Consider the following 20,376-nt stretch of genomic DNA (forward strand, 5'->3'; position numbering starts at 1 on the left):
TACGTTGGCGTCAGCCGACGTGTGGCTGGCGTTAGAAAAGCGAGGTTTTGGCGATGGCCGGGGCCGGAAAACCCCACCGGAACGGACCCGGCAACTTTACTTTGGGTCAGTGCGTTTCGGTGCGGCTCTGATCTAGGTCAAATTGCTCCGATTGGTCGCAAGCAAATGCTGCGTCTGCACGGTGTTTGAGCAGCGATTTCCGGCGTTTAGCGCAATCAGTTGCCGGTTTGAGCATCTTTCAGAGAATCAGCGAGGTAGGGCGCGTACATCCAACCGGTGATGGGCGGTGTCTGGGCGGGTAGGAAAATCCGCGCCCAGTTGCCCTGCCGGTCGACCAGTACAGCCTTTGTGCCGCTGTCGAATTTACCAAGCGATCGCGAGGAGGCGCGGGGCTGCCTGCGCAGGTTCACGAAGTCGCCGACGAGGGTAAGTTTTGGAAGGGCCGCCATCGGTGAGGACGGGGCGGATGATCGGCTGGGCCTTAAGGGGCGTGTCGGGCCGCGCAGGATCATCGCGGGCGGGCGGTGCAGGGGCAGGGCGCGGGGCGTCTGGCCTTCTGCGGGGGCAATCTGTTCAGCTCCGGATGTCTGAACCGATACCCGTGCGGGGCTTTCCAGCGCGGCGAAGCTTTCTTCGTGGGATGTTGGTTGCGGACGCAAAGGGCCTTGTAGGGCCAACAGAACATCAAAGGGCGCCAGCATCGCAAGGCGCGGCGGGGTGTCGGCAACCGGTGCGTCCGGCACTGAGGCCTTTAGCGAGACGGTCACGCGCGCTGGCGGTGCAGGCAGGGTGGCGACCTGACGGTCTGCGCCGGTCTCGGTGGCACGGCTCGAGCGTGCGGGGCGGGTTAGTTGCGGCTCTGGCAGCGGTTTTGGGGGCAGGGCCGCCAGAACGAGTTCTGCGGGGGGCGGTACCGTGTCTGCCTTTGAAATGACACCGGTATCCATCTTGTCCGCCGGGTTGGCATAGACAATTTCGGCCGGCGTATAGGTCGCCAGCGCGTAGACCATCAGGCCGATAAAGACGGCTGGCCCCAGAGTAGATGTGCGGTCGTCCAATGGCATCTCGGATTGTCAAAGGAACTTGGTAACGGGGGGCAGTGTTACAGGGCGCAATAGGAGGGGCAAGCCCCTAAGCTGAAAAGAAAAAGGCGCGATCCGGTCGGGTTCGCGCCTTGGTTGTTTTGATGTGTATGCCTTACCCGCGACGGCGGCTGCGGCGGCGGGCCGGTGCGGCGGCGTCGTCGCCGGTGCCATCGCTGGCCGAAGAGAAACCGCCAAGGGTTTCGGCGATCTGTTCGAGCGTAGGGCGGGTGCCACGCGGGCGGGTCTCCAGAGCTTCGCGCATCGCGGCAAGGTGCTCGGGCATGGTGCCACAGCACCCGCCGATGATGGTGGCGCCACAATCGCGGGCCATGACCGCATAGTCGGCCATCAGCTCCGGCGTGCCGTCATAGTGGATGTGGCCATCCACGTATTTCGGAATGCCGGCGTTGCCCTTGGCGATCACGGGGCGTTCGTTGCCCTGGGCGGCAAAGCCCAGAACCGTGCGCAAAAGATCGGGTGCGCCGGTGCCGCAGTTGGCGCCATAAGCGAGGGGCGCGTTCGGCAGGCCTTCGACAAGCTGCGACATGTCCTGCGAGGTCACACCCATCATGGTGCGGCCCGCGGTGTCAAAGCTCATGGTGCCACACCAAGGCATATCGGCCAGCGCAAAGGCTTCGGCGGCGGCGCGGTATTCTTCGGGGGCGGAAATGGTTTCGAGCCACAGGACATCAGCCCCGCCTTCCTTGAGGCCTTCGGCCTGTTCGTGGAAGATCTCGACGGCATCAGCGTGGCTGAGCGCACCAACCGGTTCCATGATCTCGCCGGTCGGGCCAACCGAACCGGCCACGATGACGGGGCGACCGGCAGCATCTGCGACTTCGCGGCCGATCTCGGCCGACATGCGCGACAGTTCGCGGGCGCGGTGGCCGGCGTCGTGCAGTTTGAGGCGGGCAGCATTGCCGCCGAAGGAGTTGGTCAGGAAGATGTCCGAGCCGTTATCGACAGCGAGGCTGTAGAGCTTCTTAATGCGGTCGGGGTGCTTTTCGTTCCAGAGTTCCGGGGCATCGCCGGATTCCAGACCCATGTTGAACAGGTTGGTTCCGGTGGCGCCGTCGGCCATCAGCCAGTCGCGGGTTTCCAGCAGTTTGGTCAGCGCGTTGGTCATTCGGGCCTCCTTATAGGGTCGTGCTGTCGTTGGGGCACATGTGTCACGCCGATTGCCGGTCTTCAATGGCAATTCGTCTCATGTTGATTATGAGGCGGGTTATTCGGCGGGAACCGGCACGGGGGCGGGGCGCGGTTGATCAAGGCGCACCGAGCGGATCAGGTCACAGGCGGCAAAGGTCAGCTGTGGCCAGCCGGGGGCGGCCATGAAGAGCGGTTGCCAGCGCGGCGCAAAACACTGTTTGAACTGGCGCAGGCCGGGGCCGTTGGCGTGTTTATCGAATTTGCGACGGATGGTGTTTTCCACCGGATGGCAGCCTTCGGGACGCGCGGGCACCGCGGCGAGGGACAGGCAGGGAATGTTGTCTTCGCGGGCCAATTCGATGGCGCGGTTCACAAGCGCGTGCATGGTGCCGTCAGGGGCGTCGGGCAGGATGCGCATCAGATCGAGGCACCATTCGCGGGCAGACCTGTGCAGGGTGATGAAACCGACGCAGCCCTTGTCGGTGCAGGCCAGAAGCACCTTTTGTTCGGCAACATAGCCTTCTTCGAAACGTCCCATCGAAAAGCCCCGTGCGACGCCGTGGGCATCTTCCCAAGCGTGTGAGATGCGGCGCATCTCGATCAGGGGCAGGTCGTGCGCGGCGGGGGCGTCGATGGACACACCGGCCTTTTCGGCATGGCGCAGTTTGCGGCGCAGCTGGCGATAAGAGGCGCCCTTGAGATCGTGCGATTGGGTGCAGATCAGGGCCTCGTCGGCGATATGCAGAACGGCCCAGCCTTCGCGGCGGGCATGAACCGCCTGTCGCGAGGTGATCTTGTACTTGCAGATGATGCGGTTTTGGGCGCGGGCAATACGGCGCAGCGGGGTGGCAAGCTCGCCTGCGTGGCTGTCGACGGGATCGAACAGCGCGGTCAGGGTCTGGCCGGTGCGCACGATGCCGCAAATGCCGTGACCACAATCCACCAGCGAACCGCCATTCTGGCGCAGGACCCCCAGTTCGGCGCGGGCCAGCGGGGTGGTGAGGGCGTCGGCGAGATCGGAGGCTTGCGTGGCGAGGTAGGCCTCATGCTCGCGCAGCGGGCGGAGCAGGGCAATCGCGGCAATCACTGCCGGGATGGCGTAATAGACAATGCGGAAGGCGATGATCGCGGCCATCAACTCGGGATGCGGCAGATGCGGCAGCATCGACAGCAGCGTGAGCTCAAATGGGCCAACGCCGCCGGGCGTGCCGGACAGGATCGCGAGACCCAGCGCAACAAGGAACACCGGCAGGAACATCAGCAGGTGCAACTGGATCCCATGCGGGATCAGGGCATGGAAGGCGATGCCCGCCGCCACGGTATCGATCAGGCACAGGGCCATCAGGCTGCCCATGGCGGGCAGGGTCGGCAGGGCGATTTCGCGCCCGCCAAGGATACGCAGAACCGGAAAGAAGAAGGCCAGGAAGGCAAGACAGCAGGCGGCGACCAGAATCACGGCAGGCACCCAGCCCGGGATATGCGGCACGGGCAGGATCAGGGCGCTGACGGCGATCACTACGGCAAGGGCCGCAAGGAAGGTCACGGCGACAAAGGCGGAGATGCGCGCGGCATCGATCAGGCTCAGGCCCGGCTGCATCCGCCAGCGTACGAAGCTGCCAACCACGGCACCGGCGCCAAGGGTCTGGCCAAGGGCGATGGCGGTTGCGCCGCCCAGCGTGGCATCGCGCGGGCGTACGCCGGTCTGGAAATGGCGGTGGGCAATCACATCGTAGCGGGCAACGGCAAGGAAGCTGATGGCGGTTGCAACAAGTGCGATCAGCCACTGATGCGGTTGCAGCGTGGTCATCGCGGCCTTGAGTGCAGCCATGTCGAGACCTTCCAGCCGCTCGACAACCAGCCAGCCGCACGCGGCCGCGATTGCGAGGGGCAGAACGTGTTTAGGGAGCTGACGCAAAGACCTCAACGACTGCAAGATATGTGCCTGTGTGTTTGTATTGTTTTCACCAGAATCCCCCAACATCATGTTTCGGGTCAAGGATTATCGGGTTAAAACAAGTGGCTATTTGGTTAAAGAAAAGGCGCGTGAGGGTAACCCACGCGCCTTTCTCTGTTCATTTCATGACAAACTCTATCAGAGTTCCTGCATGATCTGCTCTTTGGCGATGACCAGCAGCTCGGCGCGTTTGCTGCGGATCTCGTCCGAAGTGATCTTGCCTTCGAGGTCGGCAACAACCTTGCGCACGACGTCTTCGTGGCCGGCTTCTTCGAAATCGGCGATAACGACGGTCTTGGCGTATTCGTCGGCCTCGTCGCCGGACTTGCCCAGCAGTTCAGCGGCCCAGAGACCCAGCAGCTTGTTGCAGCGGGCTTCGGCCTTGAAGTTCATTTCTTCATCATGCGCGAACTTGTTTTCGAATGCGGATTCGCGATCGTCAAAGGTGGTCATCTGCGGATTCCTTTGCAAATGTTGGCGTTGGGCCTTGTATGCAGCGTCTCGCGCGTCGCCGCAAGAGGGCGTGCTGCGCTTGCGACAATGCCGCCCATGGATTAAGAGGGCGCATCAAAGCGGGGAGTCGCCCCCGCAAGACAGGAAAGAGACCTCTCATGGCGCGTGGCAAGAAGATTTACGAAGGCAAGGCCAAGATTCTGTTCGAAGGCCCCGAGCCGGGCACGATTGTCCAATATTTCAAGGATGATGCGACCGCGTTCAACGCCGAGAAGAAAGACGTGATCGACGGCAAGGGCGTGCTGAACAACCGCCTGTCCGAGTATTTCATGACCGGTCTGGCACAGATCGGCGTGCCGACCCACTTTCTCAAGCGCCTGAACATGCGCGAGCAGCTTGTGCGCTCCTGCGAGATCATTCCGCTGGAAGTTATCGTGCGCAACTTCGCCGCAGGCTCGATGAGTAAGCGCCTTGGCATCGAGGAAGGCACCCAGCTGCCGCGCCCGATCGTCGAGTATTGCTACAAGGATGACAGCCTGGGTGATCCGCTGGTCACCGAAGAGCACATCGCGGCCTTTGGCTGGGCCACCCAGCAGGACATGGATGACATCCTTGGCCTTGCGCTGCGTGTGAACGATTACCTGTCCGGCGTCATGTATGGCGTGGGCATCAAGCTGGTCGACTTCAAGATCGAGATCGGCCGCGTTTACGAAGGTGATTTCCAGCGTCTTGTCGTGGCCGACGAAATCAGCCCCGACAGCTGCCGGCTGTGGGACCTTGAGACCGGTCAGAAGCTCGACAAGGACGTGTTCCGCCGCGATCTTGGCAGCCTGACCGACGCCTATGCCGAAGTGGCGCGCCGTCTGGGTGTAATGCCCAAGACGTCGACCCCGACCAAGCCAACGCTGGTGAACTAATCTCTCGCGCCCCGGACCGGGGCGCGTCGCACTTAAGATATCTTGCAACGAAGAAGCCGGATCAGGGTTCTTCGCAAACCGGAGAGACAAGACATGAAAGCACGTGTGTACGTGATGCTGAAAAACGGCGTTCTGGACCCGCAGGGCGAGGCCGTGCGCCACGCACTGGGCAGCCTCGGCTTTGACGGCGTGGAAGGTGTGCGCCAGGGCAAGGTGATCGAGCTGGACCTCGCCGAGGGCACCACCGAGGACACCGTGACCGAGATGTGCGAGAAGCTTCTCGCCAACACCGTGATCGAAAGCTACCGCGTGGAGCTGATGTAATGAAGGCAGCGGTCATCGTTTTCCCGGGTTCGAACTGCGACCGCGATCTCGCGGTGGCCTTCGAACGTGCGGGCATGGATGTCACCATGGTGTGGCACAAGGACACCGACCTTCCCGAAGGTCTTGATATCGTGGGCGTTCCGGGCGGTTTCTCGTTCGGTGATTACCTGCGCTGCGGTGCAATCGCGGCAAACTCGCCGATCTGCAAATCGCTGATCCAGCACACCGAGCGCGGCGGTTATGCCGTGGGCGTCTGCAACGGCTTCCAGATCCTGACCGAGACCGGCATTCTGCCCGGCGCGCTGCGTCGCAACGCGGGTCTCAAGTACATCTGCCGTACCGTTGGTCTCAAGGTCGAGAACGCGGAAACCGCCTTTACCTCGGGCTACGAACTTGGCCAGGAAATCCAGGTTCCGATCGCGCACCACGACGGCAACTATTTCGTCACCGACGAAAAGCTGGCTCAGCTGCGTGACGAAGGTCGTATCGCCTTCACTTATACCGATAACCCGAATGGGTCGGTTGCCGATATCGCCGGTGTGATTTCGAAAAACCGTCGTGTTCTTGGCATGATGCCGCACCCGGAACGGGCCGCGGACGAAGGTCATGGCGGCACGGACGGGGTGGCAATGTTCCGCTCGTTGATGGACCAACTCGCCACTGCGTGACTTGTGACTGGTTTTGGGGCGGCGTAATCTGACGTCATGGAAGAGCTGCCCCTTTCCGACCAATCCCGGACGCCGAGGACACGCGCTGCAAGCTGGCGGGTGCGTCTGGCTTTTGCGCTGCTCCTTGTGGCGGCTGCGGTGACGATTATCGTCACCAACTCTTTCCTGACAGACCGTTTTACCGAGAACACCCGCACGCGGGCTGAGCTTCGTCTTGCGCTCTATTCCGGCAACCTTCAGTCGGAATTGCGCCGCAACGCGATCGTGCCACAGCTTCTGGCCAAGGACCCGGCGTTGATCGGGGCGTTGAACTCGGGTGATTTTTCGCAATCGACGGCACGGCTGATTTCTTTTGTTGATGAAATCGGGGCCGCCTCGCTGATGATGCTGGATGCCGACGGGCGCACCGTTGCGGCCACCGATCGCACGAAGATCGGCGCAAACTATCGTGGATATGAGTTTTTCATCAGTGCGTTACGATCCAACGTTACAGTTTTTTCAGGCGAGCGGCACGAGAGTGGTGCCTATCATTTCACCTATGCGCGCCGTCTTGAAAGCAATGGTCAGGTGATCGGAGTGATCGCTGTCGAGGCGGACTTGCAGAAGTTCGAGCGGGCCTGGGCCGGGATTTCCGATGCGGTCTATGTGACCGACAGCCAGGGCACTATCATTCTTGCCACGGAACCACGCTGGCGCGGCCTGAGCGAGGAAGAGGCCCTGCGTCGCCAGCCGGCCCAGGGCGCGATTGAACGCGCGCTTCAAGCGACCTCGGACTGGACCCAGCTTCCGCCCGATGCCTACCTGCGCGGAGAGGGCGTGATGCGCGAAGATGCGCGGATTCCCTTCCGCGGCTGGCGTATGACCCTGTTCACCACCTATTCCAGTGTGCGCGAGCGGGTGAACGCGGTTCTGGCGCTTGAATTCATGGGGTTTGCCATCCTTCTGGCGCTGGCGTTCTTTTTCCTGAACCGCAAGAATGCCATGCGCATGGCCCTTTTCCAGCGTGAATCCGCCGAGTTGCGGGTGCTGAACATGCGTCTCCAGCGCGAGATTTCCGAACGTGAACGGATGCAGCAAAGCCTTGCCGTAGCCGAACAATCGCTGGCCCAGAGTTCGAAATTGGCCGCGCTTGGCGAGATGTCGGCGGCAGTCAGCCACGAATTGAACCAGCCGCTGGCGGCGATGAAGACCTATCTGGCAGGCGCACGCCTTCTGGTACGGCGCAACCGCCCTGACGAGGCGCTGTCATCTTTTCACCGGATTGATGACCTGATTGAGCGCATGGGCGCGATTACCAAGCAGCTCAAATCCTATGCGCGAAAGGGCGGTGACGATTTCGTGCCCGTGGTGATGAATGACGCGCTGGTGTCGGCCCTGTCGATGATGGAGCCGCAACTCAAGCAGGGGCATGTGCGCATCAGCCGGATCATTCCTGATGAACAGGTCCGGGTGATGGGCGATCGTGTGCGCATCGAGCAGGTGATCATCAACCTTCTGCGCAACGCGCTTGATGCGATGGAGGGGCTGAGCCAGCCCGAAATCGAGATAATTCTGGCGGCGGGTGAAACCGCCACACTGACCGTGCGGGACAGCGGGCCGGGCATCGAGAACCTGGATGAACTGTTTGAGCCGTTCTTTACCACCAAGCAGCCGGGCGATGGTGTCGGGCTGGGGCTGGCGATTTCTTCGGGGATCGTGAGCGATCTTGGTGGTCGGATGACCGCGCGCAACGGACAGGACGGGGGGGCTGTATTTGAAGTGCAGCTTCCTATTTTGAGTGAAGATATCGAGGCAGCGGAGTAACTTATGGCCCAGGGTATGAAAATCGCGATTGTCGATGACGAACAGGACATGCGTCAGTCGATCAGCCAGTGGCTGGCATTGTCGGGCTATGACACTGAGACCTTTGCCAGCGCCGAGGATGCGTTGAAGAAGCTGGGGCCGGACTATCCGGGCATCGTGATTTCGGACATCAAGATGCCGGGCATGGACGGGATGCAGTTCCTGAAAAAGTTGATGGGATCGGACAGCGCGCTGCCGGTGATCATGATCACCGGCCACGGTGACGTGCCGATGGCGGTTGAGGCGATGCGGGTGGGGGCGTTCGACTTTCTTGAAAAGCCGTTCAATCCCGACCGGATGAGCCAGCTTGCCAAGAAGGCGACAACCGCGCGGCGTATGACGCTTGATGCGCGGGCCTTGCGGCGCGAGTTGTCGGATGGCGGCCAGCTGATGAAAAAGCTGATCGGGGCGAGCCCGGTGATGGAGCGCCTGAAAGAAGACATTCTGGATCTGGGGCAGGCGGACGGCCATGTTCTGATTGATGGCGAGACCGGCACCGGCAAGACGCTGGTGGCCCATGCCCTGCACGCGGTTGGTAGCCGCGCTGGTAAGAAATTCGTGCTGGTCAGCTGTGGCGCCTTTGAGGAAGAGGCACTGGCGCGGCGTCTGTTCGGGCCGATGTTGCCGGAAGACAGCCAGTTGCCCGCCATCGAGGAGGCCCGCGGCGGCACGCTTGTGCTTGAGGATGTCGAGATGCTGAGCGACGGGCTTCAGGCGAAATTGCTGAATGTTATCAACGAACAGGGGACACCTGCGGAGACGCGGATCATCGCGATCTGCAACATGCAGGAACAGGATCGCACCTGCGAGGATGCTCTGAGGTCGGATCTGTTCTATCGCCTTGCCGCGCTCAAGATCACGGTGCCGCCTTTGCGCCAGCGGGGCGAGGATATCCTGACCTTGTTTACCCGTCTGTCCGAGCAGTTTGCCGATGACTATGGCTGTGACGCCCCCAAGGTCAGCGCGCAGGAAGCGGCGCAGCTGTTGCAGGCGCCGTGGCCGGGCAACGTGCGCCAGTTGATCAACCTCGCGGAACGGGCCGTTTTGCAAAGCCGTCGGGGTGAGGGGACCATTGCCTCGCTCCTGATGAACGATCACGAGGATATGCAGCCGGTGATGACCACCGAGGGCAAGCCGCTCAAGGAATATGTCGAGGCGTTCGAGCGGATGCTGATCGACAACACCATGCGGCGGCACCGGGGGTCGATCGCCAGTGTCATGGAAGAACTGTGCCTGCCGCGTCGGACGCTGAACGAGAAGATGGCCAAATACGGCCTTCAGCGGGCGGACTACCTGTAGGTCCATACTGCAACGCATGTTGAAACACCCGCCCAACCGGCGGGTGTTTTCCGTTGGACGTTAAGGATTTGGTAAAAGATGCCGTGAAATCAGCCTTTTTGACGGGCGTTTTTGAAGCCGCTTACCATTTGGCATTGTAATTTCCCTGATCGTGGTCTTATGTAGCTTTACGGAGGTCTGTCCTACGGGACGCCCCGCATGAGTTTCGCTGGATTGAGATGGCTGACGGCAGAGAATGCCCAACTTCCCGTCCAGACCGATTGGCCCCTTGAAAGAGGGGCAGAGAGTTGCCCGGACCGCCAAGGCGGCGGGCGTATAACAGACGCAGAAAGTGCCCAAATGCCTTTCGAGCGTCGGAGAAGAAACGCGATGAAGCGCGCGATGACATTGAGAGACCGAGCAGAGGCCGCCAGCGGCCCCCTCGGCCGCGCGCCTAGCTTCGCCCAGACAAGACACCGCACGCAATCCCTCCAACTCGGCCCGCCGGGACGCGGGCGATTGCGGCTGTGCATACGGAACCAATGGCAAAGAAAATGCTTATCGACGCCACCCACGCGGAAGAGACCCGCGTTGTGGTGGTGGACGGAAACAAGGTTGAGGAATTCGACTTTGAGTCCGAAAACAAACGTCAGCTCGCAGGTAACATCTATCTAGCAAAGGTTACGCGGGTCGAACCCTCGCTCCAGGCAGCATTCGTGGACTATGGCGGCAACCGTCATGGCTTCCTCGCGTTTTCGGAAATCCATCCCGATTACTATCAGATCCCTGTGGCAGACCGTGAGGCGCTGCTTGAGGAAGAACGCGCCTATGCCGAGGCGATGAAGGCGCGTGACGAGGAAGAAGAAAAGCCGAAGTCGCGCTCGCGCTCCCGCTCGCGTAGCCGGTCGCGTTCGAAATCGAAAGAGACCAAGGCAGCAGAGGTCGTTGAGACCCAAGATACCGACGTTATCGTGGACACCGCGGATGCGGCACAGATCGAGGGTATGGAAACCATTGATCTCGAGACCGATGCCGGTGATGACACCACCGAGGGCCTGTCCCCGATGGAACTGGTCGCCGAGACCCCGGTAGAAGAACCGGCGGACGAGGTTGAAGCAACGGAAGACGTTGTCGAAGCCGAAGCGCCTGCGGAAGAGGCGGCCGAAGAGGTTGCCGAGGCCGAAGCACCGGAAGCTGAAGCATCGGAAGAGGAAACCGTTGTCGCAGAGGCCGAAGAGGTCGAGGGCGGCGCTGCCGAAGAGGCCGCGGAAGAGGTTGCGGAGGTTTCGGAAGAGACCTCGGAAGAGACTTCTGAAAACAAAGACGAAGACGACAGCGGCAAGACCATGGCCATGGCCACGGAAGGCGACGATGCGGTTGTCAGCCTTGATCCGGAAACCGGCGAGGAAGTCGAAAGCGCGCCCAAGGCCGAGGAAGAGGCCGAAGCTGCCGAAGCTCCGGCGGCTGAAGAAGCACCTGCCGAAGAGGTAGAGGCCGAGGCACCTGCGGAAACCGAAGAGGCTGTTGCTGAAGAATCCGAGGCGGAAACCGCTGAAGAGGCACCCGAGGCAACCGAAGAGGCGGATGACGCAGCAGAGGAAGCCGCAGAGGAAGCAAAAGACACCGAAGTCGAGGCGGATGACGCCGAGGACGGTGACGACAGCGACGATGATGACGACAAAAAGTCGAAGAAATCGGATGCCTCGAGCAAGGATTCCAGCATCGAATCTGTTGCCGACGAAGATGATTCCGACGACATCCGCCCGCCGCGCAAACCGCGCCCGCGCCGTTACAAGATCCAGGAAGTGATCAAGGTGCGCCAGATCATGCTGGTGCAGGTCGTCAAGGAAGAGCGTGGCAACAAGGGTGCAGCCCTGACCACCTATCTGTCGCTGGCCGGTCGTTACTGTGTCCTGATGCCGAACACCGCGCGTGGCGGTGGCATCAGCCGCAAGATCACCAACGCCACCGACCGCAAGAAGCTCAAGGAAATTGCCAACGAGCTGGACGTGCCGAAGGGTGCAGGCCTGATCGTGCGCACCGCCGGTGCCAAGCGCACCAAGACCGAGATCAAGCGCGACTATGAATACCTGCAACGCATGTGGGAGCAGATTCGCGAACTCACGCTGAAATCCATTGCGCCGGCGAAGATCTATGAAGAAGGCGACCTGATCAAACGCTCGATCCGCGATTTGTACAGCCGCGAGATCGACGAGGTTCTGGTCGAAGGGGATCGCGGTTACCGCATCGCCAAGGACTTCATGAAGATGATCATGCCGTCCCACGCGCGCAACGTGAAGCACTACCACGACGCGCTGCCGCTGTTCGCGCGCTACCAGGTGGAAAGCTACCTGTCGTCGATGTTCAACCCGACGGTTCAGCTGAAATCCGGTGGGTACATCGTGATCGGCGTGACCGAGGCGCTTGTGGCAATCGACGTGAACTCGGGTCGTGCCACCAAGGAAGGCTCGATCGAGGAAACCGCGCTCAAGACCAACCTGGAAGCCGCCGAAGAAGTAGCCCGCCAGCTGCGTCTGCGTGACCTTGCCGGCCTGATCGTCATCGACTTTATCGACATGGACGAGCGCAAGAACAACGCCGCCGTCGAAAAGCGCATGAAGGACAAGCTCAAGACCGACCGCGCCCGCATTCAGGTGGGTCGCATCTCGGGCTTTGGCCTTATGGAAATGAGCCGCCAGCGTCTGCGCCCCGGCATGATCGAGGCCACCACGCAGCCGTGTCCGCATTGCCACGGCACCGGCCTGATCCGTTCGGACGACAACCTTGCGCTGTCGATCCTGCGCCAGATCGAGGAAGAAGGCACCCGCCGTCGTTCGCGCGAGGTTCTCGTGCGGGTTCCGGTTGCGATTGCCAACTACCTGATGAACCAGAAGCGCGAACATATCGCGCAGATCGAAGCGCGTTACGGGCTTTCGGTCCGGATCGAGGGCGATGTGCACTTGATCTCGCCGGACTACTCGCTTGAGAAGTTTAAAACCGCGACCCGCGTGGTTCCGGAAGTCTCGGCGCCGGTTGTCTCTGTCGACATGTCGATCATGGACGATGTGGACGAGGACCTGATCGAGGCCGAAGCCGAAGAGGTGACCGAGGCCAAGGATGGTGAAGAGGGCGAAACCAAGCCCAAGAAGCGCCGCCGTCGTCGTCGTCGCAGCCGCAGCCGGTCGTCCAAGACCGAGGGCACCGAGGCGGATTCGGATCAGGAACAGTCTGAAGAGGCGTCCGAGGCGGGCGAAGACGCAACCGAAGGCGAGGCTTCGACCGAGGCCGAGGGGGAAGATGCTCCCAAGGAAGAGAAGAAGAAGTCCAGCCGTTCGCGCAACCGCTCGCGCTCGCGGTCTCGCAAGAAGTCGGACGACAAGGTTGAAGAGGCTGCGGAAGAAACTGCAGAAGAGACCGCGGTAGAGGCGAGCGAAGAAGCGACCGCCGAGACCGCTACTGAAGCGGTGGATGCGCAGGAAGAGGCCGCTGTTGCGGCCGAAGCCGAAGCCCCTGCGGAAGAGGCTGTCGAGGTGGCCGAAGAGGCGGAAGCGCCTACGGAGGCACCTGAAGAGGTCGCGGAAGCCGAGGCAGAAGAGGCCGTTGAAGCTGAAGCGCCTGCCGAAGAGGTTGCAGAGGTGGAAGAGGCTGTTGAAGCACAGACCGAAGCCCCCGCGGAAGAGCCGGAACCAGCCCTTGTGGCCGAAGCCGAACCGGCAGCCCCGCCCAAGCCGAAACGTCGCGGCTGGTGGTCGCGCGGATAACGCCTTGTAAATCAGAACAGAAAAAGCCGGGGGATCGACCCCCGGCTTTTTCTTTTGGTGCCAGCCGTCAGCGGTCTGGCGCAGTCTTGGACGCGCCTGATATCAGGCGCGTTTTTCCACGAGGAAGGTCAGGGCGCCGTCCTTTTCTTCGGACGCGACCAGCGTGTGGCCGCTTTCATTGCAGAAATGCGGCACGTCGACGATGGCCGCGGGATCGTCGGCGATCAGGAGGATACGGTCCCCGGCGGCAAGCGGTTGCAGGCGCTTGCGCAGCTTCAGGACGGGCAGGGGGCACAGCAGCCCGATGGCGTCGATTTCTTGTGTCATGCTGCTGACATAGGGCCAATCGGCGGCCCTGTCCATCGCTCTTGACTTGCCTCAAGGTTCGGGGCGCGAAAGCATGACACAGGGTTGTGAAAGGCTCTTGAGGTGACCTTTGCCTCGGATTGAAGTAAGCGGAAGACATGTTTGGAATCGACATCATCGACGCGGGCCTTCTGCCCGCCATGTTCGTGGCGCTCACGGCCGGGGTTATCTCGTTCCTGAGCCCCTGTGTGCTGCCTATCGTGCCGCCTTATCTTGCCTATATGAGCGGGGTCAGCGTGAGCGATCTTGCCGATGGTGGCGCGCAGAAGAAAAGCGCGGTTGTGCCGGCGCTGTTCTTTGTGCTGGGCCTGTCGACGGTGTTCCTGTTCCTCGGCTTTACCGCCTCGGCGATTGGCTCGCTGTTCCTGTCCTATCAGGGCTGGTTCAACACCATCGCGGGGGTCATCGTGATGATCTTTGGTGCGCATTTCGTGGGCGTCTACCGGATCGGGTTCCTTGATCGCGAGGCGCGGCTGGATGTCGGGGATCAGGGCGGTTCGTCCTTTGGGGCCTATATCCTTGGCCTGGCCTTCGCCTTTGGCTGGACGCCCTGCATTGGCCCGCAACTGGGCGCGATCCTGTCGCTAGCCGCGGGTGAGGCCTCGCTGACGCGCGGCACCATGCTGCTGGCGGTCTATGCTGCGGGGCTTGGCATTCCGTTCCTGCTGGTGGCGGCCTTCCTGCCGAAGCTGGGCGGCCTGATGGGCTGGATGAAGCGCCACATGGAACAGATCGAACGCATCATGGGCCTTTTGTTGTGGACCATCGGCCTTTTGATGCTGACCGGCGGTTTCTCGGCGTTTTCCTTCTGGCTTCTGGAAACCTTCCCGGCGCTGGCGACGCTTGGCTAATTCCTTGCCCTAGCGCAATCTTCTGGCTCTGCTTTTGACTTACTTCAGCCGCATTGTGGGGCTAGTGTTTGTCCCAGAGGTAGAACAATGGGCCAGAGCAAGGAACAAACGGTAAAGCGCCGTCGGGTATTCTATATTCCCGGCTATGATCCCATTCATCCCCGCCGCTACCGCGAATTGTACCGCAAGGAGAGCGGGGCGCAGGGCGCGATTTCCGGATACGAGGTGACACTGGCTCCCAAGACGGGGGGCGGCACCTATGGCTGGCATGTGACCGGCAGGATCGACGGGGCCGAGACACAGGCCGATGTCGAGGTTCTGGTCTGGTCTGACATCGTGCGCGACAGCATGTCGAATTCGATCCCCGCCACCTATCTGCAACTGGCGCGGACGGCCTGGGCCTATATCGGGTCAGGGGCGCTTTGGCGGTTGATGAAACTGCGCAAGGGGCCGGTGATCGCGGCGCTTTATCCCGTGGTGTTCCTGCTTGTACAGCTTGGTCTTGCGCTTGTCGCGGCCTATGGGCTGGGCCAGATTCTGGCTTTGGCTCTGCCGGATTGGACAGCCTGGGGCGGGTTGGTGATCGTGCCTTTCCTGCTCAACTGGTTTCGCAAGAAAGACGGCAAGTTCTTTGCCTATTACCTGATGCATGACTATGCCTATTCGGCGCGCTGGAAAGGGGCCAATCCCGCGCCGCTTGAGCGGCGGTTGGCCGAGTTTGCCGATGCCATCGAGGCCGCCCTGCGCGACGATGTGGATGAGGTTCTGGTGGTCGGTCATTCCAGCGGCGCGCATCTGGCTGTGTCGATCCTTGCCGACCTGATCCGGCAGGGGCGGGTGCCCGAAGACGGGCCGGCGCTTGGGTTCCTGTCCTTGGGGCAGGTGGTGCCGATGGTGTCGTTCCTGCCCGAGGCCAAACGCCTGCGGGGCGATCTGGCCTTTCTGTGCCAGCGCCGTGAACTGGCCTGGGTGGATGTGACCGCGCCGGGCGATGGCTGTGCCTTTGCGCTCTGTGATCCGGTCAGCGTGTCGGGCGTAGAACCGGAGGGCGGCAAACGCTGGCCGCTGGTGGTGTCTGCGGCCTTTACCCAGACCCTGAGTGCCGAGCGTTGGAAAGAGTTGCGCTGGCGGTTCTTCCGCCTGCATTTCCAGTATCTCTGTGCCTTCGACAATCCCGGTGATTACGATTACTTCAAGATCACCGCCGGGCCGATCACACTGCGCGAACGTTATGACGGGCGCGTGCCTTCCAAAAGCCGGATCGAACGTCCGGTCAACAAGTTCACGAGTGTTCTTGAATGACACGTCTTCCCCCGAAACCGGCGGCGCGGGCTGACCGGGTCTCGCTCTGGAAATACCTCAAGCTGTTCCGGCAGGACATTCTGTCAGCCCAGCCGCAGCGTCTTTACCGCGCGTGGATGGCGGAATTCCGCACCCCGTTCTTTCGCAGCTTCATGTGCAATGATCCCGAGCTGGTTGATCTTGTCCTGAACAAGCGACCGGATGATTTTCCCAAGTCCGAACGGGTGCGGGAGGGGCTGGTGCCGCTGTTGGGCAATTCGGTGTTCATCACCAATGGCGAGACATGGAAACGCCAGCGGCGCATCATTGATCCGGCTTTTGAAGGCGGGCGGTTGCGGGACACGTTTCCGGCGATGTGGGATGCGGGTGTGGCGGCGGTCGAGCGGTTGCGCAAAGAAGCGCTCGACGGGCCGATCGAGATCGAGGCCCAGACCAGCCACGCGGCGGCGGACGTGATTTTCCGCACCCTGTTTTCGATCCCGATCGAGCACGAGGTTGCGGGCAAGGTGTTTTCCACCTTCCGCGAACACCAGAACGAACAACCGGTTGTAAACCTTGGGGCGCTGTTGCCGCTGCCCAAGTGGTTCCCACGCTTTCACAGCCGCCGGACCAAGGAGACCGCAACCCAGATCCGCGCCCTGATCGAACAGCTGACAACCGAGCGTATGGCGGCCATCGAGGCAGGAACCGCGCCGGATGACCTTGCCACCAAGATCATGACCACCGCTGATCCGGAAACAGGCGAAAAGTTCGACACGGAAGAGATGGTCGACCAGGTGGCGATCTTCTTCCTGGCCGGCCACGAGACAAGCGCCTCGGCGCTTGCCTGGGCGCTGTATCTTCTGGCGCTTTATCCCGAATGGCAGGACAAGCTCGCGGCCGAGGCGAATGAGGTTCTGGACCCCGATAAGATCTATTTCTCGGCCGTGTCCAAGCTGCGCACCTCGCGCGAGGTGTTCCGCGAGGCGCTTAGGCTTTATCCGCCGGTGCCGATGATGGTGCGTCAGAACACCTGTCCAGAGGAATTCCGCGCCCGCGAGGTGCCTGTGGGCAGTCAGGTTGTCCTGAGCCCCTGGCACCTGCATCGCCATGAACGCCTGTGGGAACGCCCGGACGAATTCGATCCCGAGCGGTTCAAGACGGAGAACGGCAAAGAATGCCTGCGCAACGCCTATATCCCGTTTTCGTCGGGCCAGAGGGTCTGCACCGGCGCCGGGTTCGCGATGATCGAAGGTGCGTTGCTTCTGTCGCTGTTGGTGCGGGCCTTTCGGTTCGAAACCGTGCGTGGGCGTGAGCCGGTGCCCGAGGCCCATCTGACTGTGCGGGCCAAGGACGGCATCTGGCTCAGGCTAACACCGCGCGAGAGTTAGGTCAGAACCAGCTCTGCACGGTTTCCGCCCCGGCGGTCACGTCTTCGCCGATGCCAGCCACGGTGTTGCAGGCAGAGATCAGGGTGAGGCAGGTCAGAAGGATGAGAGTCTTTTTCATGGGTCTTCAGTCTTCGTGCCACCAGACGCCCGGCATCCATTCGACACCGTCGCCATAGATGGGCAGAGTTTCGGGGTATTTCAGTTCCTTGCGGTGGGCGATGCGGCCCACGGCGTAGGTCCAGATCGGGATCACGTAGCGTCCCGTGGTCAACACGCGGTCGAGGGCCTGTGCCGCGGTCTTGAACTCCTGTGGATCGCGCGCGTTGGTAAGGGCCTCGACAAGCGCGTCGATGGCAGGGGATTTGATGCCCATGATGTTGCGCGAGCCTTCCTGATCCGCGGCGGCGCTGCCCCAGTAGAGGGCCTGTTCGTTGCCGGGGCTAAGCGACATGGCGCGGCGATAGTCGGTCATGTCGAAATCAAAGGCAGACACGCGTTGGGTGTATTGCGCATTGTCGATCTCGGTGATGGTGACGAAGATCCCCAGCTTTTCCAGCGCTTTGCGATAGATGTCGATGATCGACTTGTCCTGTTTGTCTCCCTGTCGCAACAGGATGTCGAAGGTAAAGGGCGTGCCATCCGGCTTGGTCATGACGCCATCGACCACGTCGAACCCGGCATCGGACATAAGCTGCATGGCGCGGCGCATGTTGCCGCGATTGCGCGTGCTGCCGTTCGAGGCGGGCAGGTCGTAGTCCTCAAGAGTATCGGCGGGCAGGGTGTCTGCGTATGGTGCCAGAAGGGCCGCCACTTCTGACGAAGCGGGCGCGTCCTGCATGGCAAGGTATGAGCCGGAGAAGTATGAGGTGATGCGCGGCTGCCGACCGCCGGTCAGCGTGTCGGAGATAAATTCAAAGTTGAAGGCGTGCATCAGCGCATCGCGCACGCGGATATCATCAAACGGGGCGCGGCGCAGGTTCATGGCAAGGCCGGTGATCCCCGACGGTTTCTGGTGCGGGATTTCGGATTTCACAACCGCGCCGGAGGCCGCGTCGGGGAAATCGTATTGTGTGGCCCAGGCCTCGGCGTTGAATTCGCGGATATAGGACAGGGCACCGCCCTTGAAGGCCTCGAACATGACGTCTTCGTCGCCGTAAAAGTCGATGCGGATTTCGTCGACGTTGGCGATACCCTGGCGCAAAGGCAGGTGCAGGCCCCAGTAATCAGGATTGCGTTTGAGGGTGACAAACCGCCCGGCCTCGAAATCCTCTACCACATAGGGGGCAGAGCCGATGGGGATGTCCGACAGCGTGGCCTCGGCAAGGGGCTTGTCGTGCCACTGCGCCTTTTGCAGGATCGGTCGCAGGCCTGCGATCAGGGCCAGTTCGCGGTTTTCGGTGTTGAAGGTGATGCGCACAGATCGCGGCCCTGTGGTGTCGATGCGGTCGATCTGGTTCCAGAGGCTGTGATAGCGCGGGTGGCCTTCGGTGCCGAGGGTTTCATAGGACCAGATCACGTCTTCAACGGTGACGGGAGTGCCATCGGAGAACCGCGCTTCCTCGCGCAGGGTGAATTCGACCCATTCGCGGTTGGGGCCGGTTTCGATGCTTTCGGCCAGAAGCCCGTAAAGTGCGAAAGGTTCATCCCAATTTCGGCCCATGAGCGATTCGTGGGTGAAGAATCGCAGCTGCCAGGGCACCCGTCCCTTGCGCACGAATGGGTTGAGCGAATCGAATCCACCAGTGTTGCCGGTGACGATTCTGCCGCCCTTTGGGGCCGCGGCATTCGCGTAGGGTAAGGATTTGAAATCAGCCGGAAGTGCTGGGTCTCCGTACATGGCGATTCCATGCGAGGGTTCGGCAAAGCCGCCCGAAGCCAAGGAAAGAAGGGGAATCGCGAGGCCAAATCGGCGAATCCGCTGGAAACTAACTGGTCGCATATGGGGGACAATCCTGCTCGGGCCTGTTTTTATTGGCTCAGAGGGTACAGGGGGTTCTCTGCCTTATCAAACTTTTAGCTTGGACTCTGAGCGGCGGATTGCTTATAAAGGTGTCACTGCTCGATAGGTTTCTTGCCTGTATGAAACCTGCCTCAATGACTATACCCCGGCCTTGTGCCGGGGTTTTTTTTGTCTGTCGTGTTCAAATCTCCCGTAGGAATACGTGAACGGCCGGAAACCCCTTATTTTGCGGGTGCAGCATGGTATGGTGCGCGCAAGTTTGGATAAGGGAGATTTCCATGACTCTGGCAGGCAAAACCGCCATCATCACTGGTTCGAACTCGGGCATCGGTCTGGGTGTGGCCCGCGAACTCGCCAAGGCGGGCGCGAATGTGATTCTCAACTCGTTCACCGATAACGACGAAGATCACGCGCTGGCCGCGAGCATCGGCGAGGAGTTCGGTGTCGAGGCGCGCTATATCAAGGCGGATATGTCCAAGGGTGAGGAATGCCGGGCGCTGATCGAACAGGCGGGGGGATGTGACATCCTCGTCAACAACGCCGGTATCCAGCATGTCAGCCCGATTGACGAGTTTCCGGTCGAGAAGTGGGACGCAATCATCGCGATCAACATGAACTCGACCTTCCACACCACGGCCGCCGCCCTGCCGGGGATGCGCGAACGTGGCTGGGGCCGGATCGTGAATATCGCCTCGGCTCACGGCCTGACCGCGTCGCCTTTCAAAGCGGCCTATGTCGCGGCCAAACATGGCGTTGTCGGCATGACCAAGACCGTCGCGCTCGAGACCGCGCAGGAGCCGATCACCTGTAACGCGATCTGCCCAGGCTATGTGCTGACGCCGCTGGTCGAGGCGCAGATTCCGGACACCATGAAGGAATACAATATGAGCCGCGACGAGGTGGTGAAGAACGTGATGCTCACGCGCCAGCCCTCGAAAGAATTCGCGACCGTCGAACAGCTGGGCGGCACCGCCGTCTTCCTGTGTTCGGACGCGGCGGCACAGATCACCGGCACCACGATCAGCGTGGACGGCGGCTGGACCGCGCTCTAAATCCTGTCTTGAGTGCTAGGGTCCGCCAGCGCGGGCCCTTTTTG

General features: G+C 61.3%; 17 protein-coding genes. 10 read left to right on the forward strand and 7 right to left on the reverse strand.

Features of this window, described 5'->3' with window-relative positions; translation table 11 throughout:
• Positions 1 to 215: 215 nt before the first annotated feature.
• The 4 genes from NNA36_RS09100 to NNA36_RS09115 all read right to left on the reverse strand — a co-directional run bounded on the left by NNA36_RS09100 (position 216) and on the right by NNA36_RS09115 (position 4,641).
• Positions 216 to 1,064 carry an SH3 domain-containing protein gene (locus NNA36_RS09100; protein ID WP_255106561.1) on the reverse strand — a complete coding sequence of 283 codons (849 nt, stop codon included), beginning with the start codon at positions 1,062 to 1,064 and terminating at the stop codon, positions 216 to 218.
• A 133-nt stretch (positions 1,065 to 1,197) separates the two neighbouring features.
• The gene (bmt, locus tag NNA36_RS09105) at positions 1,198 to 2,211 is read right to left on the reverse strand and encodes a betaine--homocysteine S-methyltransferase (protein WP_255106564.1); all 1,014 of its coding nucleotides are present in this window, start codon (positions 2,209 to 2,211) and stop codon (positions 1,198 to 1,200) included.
• Positions 2,212 to 2,310: 99 nt separating this feature from the next.
• Positions 2,311 to 4,062 (reverse strand): phosphatidylglycerol lysyltransferase domain-containing protein, encoded by a 1,752-nt coding sequence (locus NNA36_RS09110; protein ID WP_255106567.1) that lies wholly within the window; start codon positions 4,060 to 4,062, stop codon positions 2,311 to 2,313.
• A 264-nt stretch (positions 4,063 to 4,326) separates the two neighbouring features.
• Positions 4,327 to 4,641: a DUF1476 domain-containing protein gene (locus tag NNA36_RS09115; protein ID WP_255106569.1), complete on the reverse strand. Its 315-nt coding sequence runs from the start codon at positions 4,639 to 4,641 to the stop codon at positions 4,327 to 4,329.
• A gap of 158 nt (positions 4,642 to 4,799) precedes the next feature.
• Between NNA36_RS09115 and purC the strand changes: the two genes are divergently transcribed.
• The 6 genes from purC to NNA36_RS09145 all read left to right on the forward strand — a co-directional run bounded on the left by purC (position 4,800) and on the right by NNA36_RS09145 (position 13,431).
• A complete protein-coding gene (purC, locus tag NNA36_RS09120) occupies positions 4,800 to 5,558 on the forward strand; it encodes a phosphoribosylaminoimidazolesuccinocarboxamide synthase (protein WP_255106571.1) in 759 nt (252 codons plus the stop codon).
• A gap of 93 nt (positions 5,559 to 5,651) precedes the next feature.
• Positions 5,652 to 5,882, forward strand: coding sequence for a phosphoribosylformylglycinamidine synthase subunit PurS (gene purS / locus NNA36_RS09125; RefSeq protein ID WP_255106572.1), 231 nt, complete (start codon positions 5,652 to 5,654; stop codon positions 5,880 to 5,882).
• Positions 5,882 to 6,550: a phosphoribosylformylglycinamidine synthase subunit PurQ gene (gene purQ / locus NNA36_RS09130; protein ID WP_255106574.1), complete on the forward strand. Its 669-nt coding sequence runs from the start codon at positions 5,882 to 5,884 to the stop codon at positions 6,548 to 6,550. The genes purS and purQ overlap by 1 nt, the downstream gene beginning before the upstream one ends.
• Before the next feature lie 36 nt (positions 6,551 to 6,586).
• A complete protein-coding gene (locus tag NNA36_RS09135) occupies positions 6,587 to 8,353 on the forward strand; it encodes an ATP-binding protein (RefSeq protein ID WP_255106576.1) in 1,767 nt (588 codons plus the stop codon).
• Between the two features lie 3 nt (positions 8,354 to 8,356).
• Complete coding sequence (locus tag NNA36_RS09140) at positions 8,357 to 9,691, forward strand: sigma-54 dependent transcriptional regulator (RefSeq protein ID WP_255106578.1); 1,335 nt, start codon at positions 8,357 to 8,359, stop codon at positions 9,689 to 9,691.
• 533 nt (positions 9,692 to 10,224) lie between these two features.
• Entirely contained in the window at positions 10,225 to 13,431 is a 3,207-nt protein-coding gene (locus NNA36_RS09145; protein ID WP_255106580.1) for a ribonuclease E/G, read from the forward strand.
• A gap of 102 nt (positions 13,432 to 13,533) precedes the next feature.
• On the opposite strand, the gene NNA36_RS09150 is transcribed toward NNA36_RS09145, so the two are convergent.
• On the reverse strand, positions 13,534 to 13,758 hold the full coding sequence (locus tag NNA36_RS09150) for a sulfurtransferase TusA family protein (protein ID WP_255106583.1): 225 nt from the start codon (positions 13,756 to 13,758) through the stop codon (positions 13,534 to 13,536).
• A gap of 137 nt (positions 13,759 to 13,895) precedes the next feature.
• On the opposite strand from NNA36_RS09150, the gene NNA36_RS09155 reads away from it, so the two are divergent.
• The 3 genes from NNA36_RS09155 (at position 13,896) to NNA36_RS09165 (ending at position 17,320) form a co-directional block, all read left to right on the forward strand.
• The gene (locus NNA36_RS09155) at positions 13,896 to 14,648 is read left to right on the forward strand and encodes a cytochrome c biogenesis CcdA family protein (RefSeq protein WP_255106584.1); all 753 of its coding nucleotides are present in this window, start codon (positions 13,896 to 13,898) and stop codon (positions 14,646 to 14,648) included.
• Between the two features lie 87 nt (positions 14,649 to 14,735).
• A complete protein-coding gene (locus NNA36_RS09160; protein WP_255106586.1) occupies positions 14,736 to 15,950 on the forward strand; it encodes a hypothetical protein in 1,215 nt (404 codons plus the stop codon).
• On the forward strand, positions 15,947 to 17,320 hold the full coding sequence (locus NNA36_RS09165) for a cytochrome P450 (protein ID WP_255106588.1): 1,374 nt from the start codon (positions 15,947 to 15,949) through the stop codon (positions 17,318 to 17,320). Before NNA36_RS09160 ends, NNA36_RS09165 begins: the two co-directional genes overlap by 4 nt.
• Before the next feature lies 1 nt (position 17,321).
• Here the strand turns inward: NNA36_RS09165 and NNA36_RS09170 are convergent, their stop codons facing one another.
• Positions 17,322 to 17,438 carry an entericidin gene (locus NNA36_RS09170; protein ID WP_255106590.1) on the reverse strand — a complete coding sequence of 39 codons (117 nt, stop codon included), beginning with the start codon at positions 17,436 to 17,438 and terminating at the stop codon, positions 17,322 to 17,324.
• Positions 17,439 to 17,444: 6 nt separating this feature from the next.
• Entirely contained in the window at positions 17,445 to 19,157 is a 1,713-nt protein-coding gene (locus tag NNA36_RS09175) for an extracellular solute-binding protein (RefSeq protein ID WP_255106839.1), read from the reverse strand.
• 401 nt (positions 19,158 to 19,558) lie between these two features.
• Between NNA36_RS09175 and NNA36_RS09180 the strand changes: the two genes are divergently transcribed.
• Complete coding sequence (locus NNA36_RS09180; RefSeq protein ID WP_255106592.1) at positions 19,559 to 20,332, forward strand: 3-hydroxybutyrate dehydrogenase; 774 nt, start codon at positions 19,559 to 19,561, stop codon at positions 20,330 to 20,332.
• Positions 20,333 to 20,376 lie beyond the last annotated feature (44 nt).

The organism is Shimia sp. CNT1-13L.2 (assembly GCF_024331145.1).
Taxonomy (GTDB): Bacteria; Pseudomonadota; Alphaproteobacteria; order Rhodobacterales; family Rhodobacteraceae; genus Shimia.

What these genes read in the sequence shown, in the direction of transcription:
- NNA36_RS09100 (WP_255106561.1), bottom strand. Translation starts at nt 1,064, where the DNA reads ATGCCATTGGACGACCGCACATCTACTCTGGGGCCAGCCGTCTTTATC.
- bmt (WP_255106564.1), bottom strand. Translation starts at nt 2,211, where the DNA reads ATGACCAACGCGCTGACCAAACTGCTGGAAACCCGCGACTGGCTGATG.
- NNA36_RS09110 (WP_255106567.1), bottom strand. Translation starts at nt 4,062, where the DNA reads ATGGCTGCACTCAAGGCCGCGATGACCACGCTGCAACCGCATCAGTGG.
- NNA36_RS09115 (WP_255106569.1), bottom strand. Translation starts at nt 4,641, where the DNA reads ATGACCACCTTTGACGATCGCGAATCCGCATTCGAAAACAAGTTCGCG.
- purC (WP_255106571.1), top strand. Translation starts at nt 4,800, where the DNA reads ATGGCGCGTGGCAAGAAGATTTACGAAGGCAAGGCCAAGATTCTGTTC.
- purS (WP_255106572.1), top strand. Translation starts at nt 5,652, where the DNA reads ATGAAAGCACGTGTGTACGTGATGCTGAAAAACGGCGTTCTGGACCCG.
- purQ (WP_255106574.1), top strand. Translation starts at nt 5,882, where the DNA reads ATGAAGGCAGCGGTCATCGTTTTCCCGGGTTCGAACTGCGACCGCGAT.
- NNA36_RS09135 (WP_255106576.1), top strand. Translation starts at nt 6,587, where the DNA reads ATGGAAGAGCTGCCCCTTTCCGACCAATCCCGGACGCCGAGGACACGC.
- NNA36_RS09140 (WP_255106578.1), top strand. Translation starts at nt 8,357, where the DNA reads ATGGCCCAGGGTATGAAAATCGCGATTGTCGATGACGAACAGGACATG.
- NNA36_RS09145 (WP_255106580.1), top strand. Translation starts at nt 10,225, where the DNA reads ATGCTTATCGACGCCACCCACGCGGAAGAGACCCGCGTTGTGGTGGTG.
- NNA36_RS09150 (WP_255106583.1), bottom strand. Translation starts at nt 13,758, where the DNA reads ATGACACAAGAAATCGACGCCATCGGGCTGCTGTGCCCCCTGCCCGTC.
- NNA36_RS09155 (WP_255106584.1), top strand. Translation starts at nt 13,896, where the DNA reads ATGTTTGGAATCGACATCATCGACGCGGGCCTTCTGCCCGCCATGTTC.
- NNA36_RS09160 (WP_255106586.1), top strand. Translation starts at nt 14,736, where the DNA reads ATGGGCCAGAGCAAGGAACAAACGGTAAAGCGCCGTCGGGTATTCTAT.
- NNA36_RS09165 (WP_255106588.1), top strand. Translation starts at nt 15,947, where the DNA reads ATGACACGTCTTCCCCCGAAACCGGCGGCGCGGGCTGACCGGGTCTCG.
- NNA36_RS09170 (WP_255106590.1), bottom strand. Translation starts at nt 17,438, where the DNA reads ATGAAAAAGACTCTCATCCTTCTGACCTGCCTCACCCTGATCTCTGCC.
- NNA36_RS09175 (WP_255106839.1), bottom strand. Translation starts at nt 19,157, where the DNA reads ATGTACGGAGACCCAGCACTTCCGGCTGATTTCAAATCCTTACCCTAC.
- NNA36_RS09180 (WP_255106592.1), top strand. Translation starts at nt 19,559, where the DNA reads ATGACTCTGGCAGGCAAAACCGCCATCATCACTGGTTCGAACTCGGGC.